Annotated in this window: 4 protein-coding genes; 3 read left to right on the top strand and 1 reads right to left on the bottom strand. The window is 71.5% G+C overall.

The window, feature by feature from the left end:
* The 3 genes from AOK23_RS41175 to AOK23_RS41165 all read left to right on the top strand — a co-directional run.
* Nucleotides 1-380: TetR-type transcription factor C-terminal domain-containing protein (locus AOK23_RS41175; RefSeq protein ID WP_476718320.1), on the top strand; the 380-nt coding region annotated here is incomplete at its 5' end.
* A gap of 233 nt (nt 381-613) precedes the next feature.
* On the top strand, nt 614-1771 hold the full coding sequence (locus AOK23_RS41170) for an acyl-CoA dehydrogenase family protein (RefSeq protein WP_055717523.1): 1158 nt from the start codon (nt 614-616) through the stop codon (nt 1769-1771).
* A 35-nt stretch (nt 1772-1806) separates the two neighbouring features.
* Nucleotides 1807-2685, top strand: a complete 879-nt coding sequence (locus AOK23_RS41165; RefSeq protein WP_055717522.1) for an acyl-CoA thioesterase — start codon at nt 1807-1809, stop codon at nt 2683-2685.
* 18 nt (nt 2686-2703) lie between these two features.
* On the opposite strand, the gene AOK23_RS41160 is transcribed toward AOK23_RS41165, so the two are convergent.
* Nucleotides 2704-3482: phosphatase (locus tag AOK23_RS41160; protein ID WP_055717521.1), on the bottom strand; the 779-nt coding region annotated here is incomplete at its 5' end.

Genomic DNA, 3482 nt, shown 5'->3' with positions numbered 1-3482 from the left:
GGGAAGGACACGGGGGGCGGCGGGACTCCGGGGCGGTGCTTGACTCGCTCATCGAGGGGCACATCGACTTCGCCCTCGACGACCGTCCCCTCATCACCCTGCACGACCGTGAGCTGGACCGCCTCCGCGACAGCGACCGCAAGCTGGTGCGCCAGCTCCAGCGGCAGTACGTCGAACTGTGGGTCGAGGTGCTCCGCGAGGTCTACCCCGCCCTCGCCGAGCCCGCCGCCCGCTCCGCCGTCCACTCCGTCTTCGGCCTCCTGAACTCCACCCCCCACCTGGGTCGCCCGGGTTCCCTGCCGGGCCGCGCGGCCACGGCGGAACTCCTCCACCGGATGGCCCGCGGCGCGTTCGCGGCGGCCGGCGCCGCCGCCGAGTGAGCCGACGGGTGACGGGCCCCGCGCCGCACGCCCCGCGAGGGCCGGGCCGGGCCGGGCGTCCGGCGTGACGAGCGTTACCCCCTCGGCTGTCTGGACGGCTGTTCGTACTCGCCGGTACGGTTGGGTCTGAGCAAGCGCTTAGCCAAGCGGAGTGCGGCCGTCGGCCCGGTTCCGCCGGCTTGCAGCCATGTGGGTGAGAATGGCGCCGGTTCGGGCGCAGAAAGGGGTCGGCCGTGCGCCGTACGGTGTTCAACGAGGATCACGAGGCGTTCCGGGAGACCCTGCGTGCCTTCATCGAGGCCGAGGTCGTCCCCGTCTACGACGAGTGGCTGGCCGCGGGCCAGGCGCCGCGCGACTTCTACTACAAGCTCGCCGAGCTGGGCGTCTTCGGCATCCGCGTGGACGAGGAGTACGGCGGCGCCGGTATCGACTCGTACAAGTTCGAGGCCGTCCTCTACGAGGAGACCGCCCGCGCCGGCATCACCTTCGGCGGCTCCGGCGTGCACGTGCTGCTCGGCCTGCCGTACATCAAGATGCTCGCCAACGACGAGCAGAAGAAGCGGTACCTGCCCAAGTTCGTCTCCGGCGAGGAGATGTGGGCGATCGCGATGACCGAGCCGGGCACCGGCTCCGACCTCGCGGGCATGCGCACCACCGCCAAGCTCAGCGAGGACGGCACGCACTACGTCCTCAACGGCGCCAAGACCTTCATCACCGGCGGTGTGCACGCCGACCGCATGATCGTGTGCGCCCGCACGGCCCCCCCGACCAAGGAGGACCGCCGCCACGGCATCTCCCTGTTCGTCGTGGACACCAAGGCCGAGGGCTACTCGGTCGGCCGCAAGCTCGACAAGCTCGGCCTGAAGACCTCCGACACCGCCGAGCTGGCCTTCGTCGACGTCAAGGTCCCCGTCGAGGACCTCCTCGGCGAGGAGCACAAGGGCTTCTACTACCTCGGCCACAACCTCGCCTCCGAGCGCTGGGGCATCGCCTACGGCGCCTACGCGCAGGCCAAGGCCGCGATCCGGTTCGCCAAGCAGTACGTGCAGGAGCGCGTCGTCTTCGGCCAGCCCGTCGCCGCCTTCCAGAACACCAAGTTCGAGCTGGCCGCCTGCCAGGCCGAGGTGGACGCCGCCGAGGCCGTCGTCGACCGCGCCACGGAGGCCCTCGACGCCGGTGAGCTGACCCCGGCCGAGGCCGCCAGCGCCAAGCTGTTCACCACCGAGGTCGCGCACCGCGTCATCGACCGCTGCCTCCAGCTGCACGGCGGCTACGGCTTCATGAACGAGTACCCGATCGCCCGCCTGTACGCGGACAACCGCGTCAACCGCATCTACGGCGGCACCAGCGAGATCATGAAGTCGATCATCGCGAAGGACATGGGTCTGTAAGGTCCCGGCAATTACCGTCCAGTACAACTGACCCCATGAGTCAGGCACCACTTATGGATCTCCTCGATCTGCTCGACCTGGAGCAGATCGAGGAGAACATCTTCCGCGGCCCGTCCAGGCCCGCCATCGTCCCGCGCGTCTTCGGCGGGCAGGTCGCGGCACAGGCACTCGTCGCCGCGGGGCGGACGGTCCCCGAGGACCGGCTGCCCCACTCCCTCCACGCGTACTTCCTGCGCACCGGCGACCCCGGCGCGCCCATCGTGTACACGGTCGACCGCATGAACGACGGCCGTTCCTTCACCGCGCGCCGCGTCGTCGCCGTCCAGCACGGGCAGCCGATCTTCGCGCTGTCGGCGTCGTTCCAGCGGTGGGAGGAGGGCATGGAACACCAGGCCCCGATGCCGTCCGCGCCCGACCCGGAGACCCTGCCCACCGCCGAGGAGCGGCTCCCGGCGTACGGCCTGGACCCGGCCGTCGTCGAGAAGATGCTGGAGGCGCGGGCCGCCGTCGACCTGCGCTACGTCGACGACCCGCCGTTCGGCCGCTACGGCGAGCCCCGCGAACCCCGCTCCCAGGTGTGGTTCCGCGCCAACGGCAAGCTCGACGACGACCCCCTGCTGCACGTCGTGCTCGCGACCTACGTCTCCGACATGACGCTGCTCGACTCGATCCTGCTCGCGCACGGGCGCGGCGGCTGGGCCGTCGGCGACGTCGTCGGGGCGTCGCTGGACCACGCGATGTGGTTCCACCGGCCGTTCCGCGCCGACGAGTGGCTGCTGTACGACCAGGAGTCGCCGTCCGCGTCGGCCGGGCGCGGCCTCGGCCAGGGCCGCATCTACACCCGTGACGGCCGGCTCGCGATCTCCGTGATCCAGGAGGGCGTCGTCCGTGTCCCGCGACCGAAGACGCCCTGAGGCCGCCGCCGGCAGGGCCTAGCCCTCCGCCAGCCCCGCCTGTTCCAGCAGGTACGCCGTCATCGGGTCGTAGTAGCGCGGGCTGATCACGTGGTCGTCTAGGGGGACCGCGACCTGGAGGGTGCCCTCGGCCTCGCCCAGGAAGAGGGCCGGGTCGTTGGAGTCCGCGTAGCCGACGGAGTCGATGCCGAGCTGGCCCGCGCAGCCCGCCCAGCCGTGGTCGGCGACCACCAGGTCGGGCAGCGGCCGGCCCGCGCCCTCCAGACCCCGCAGGATCGCCCGCATCGGCTCGGGCGAGTGGGTGTGCCAGAGCGTGGCGCCGTGCTCCAGGACGGCCACGTCCGCGAACTGCATCACGTACCCCTCGTCCGTCTGGAGCCCGTCCGGGATCACGACGATCTCGCAGCCCGCCGCGCGCAGCGCCCGCGCCGTCTCGTGGTGCACATGCAGCAGACCGCCGGGGTGGCCGGTGGCGAACAGGACGCGCTGCCCGCCCTCCGCCGCCTTGCGCAGCCGGGCCGCCATGCGCTCCAGCGCGTCGACCGTCAGATCCGGGTCGATGGTGTCCTGGCCGTAGCGGTACCCGGGGTCGTCGTTCACGCCGACGCGCTCGGCCATCACGGCCAGTACGTCCTGCTCGTCGCTCCAGCGGTCGCCGAGCTCCAGCCCGAGCCAGTAGTGGCGGTTGCCGTTGGCCAGTTCGCGGTAGTGGGAGAGGTTGTTCTCGCGCGGCGTGGCGACGTCGCCCGCGATACGCGTCCGTACGAGGTGTTCGACGAGCTCGGCGCGGCTGGAGC

The organism is Streptomyces torulosus (assembly GCF_001419765.1).
GTDB classification, from domain to species: Bacteria; Actinomycetota; Actinomycetes; order Streptomycetales; family Streptomycetaceae; genus Streptomyces; species Streptomyces torulosus.
This window is presented reverse-complemented; position numbering and strand designations above follow the sequence as displayed.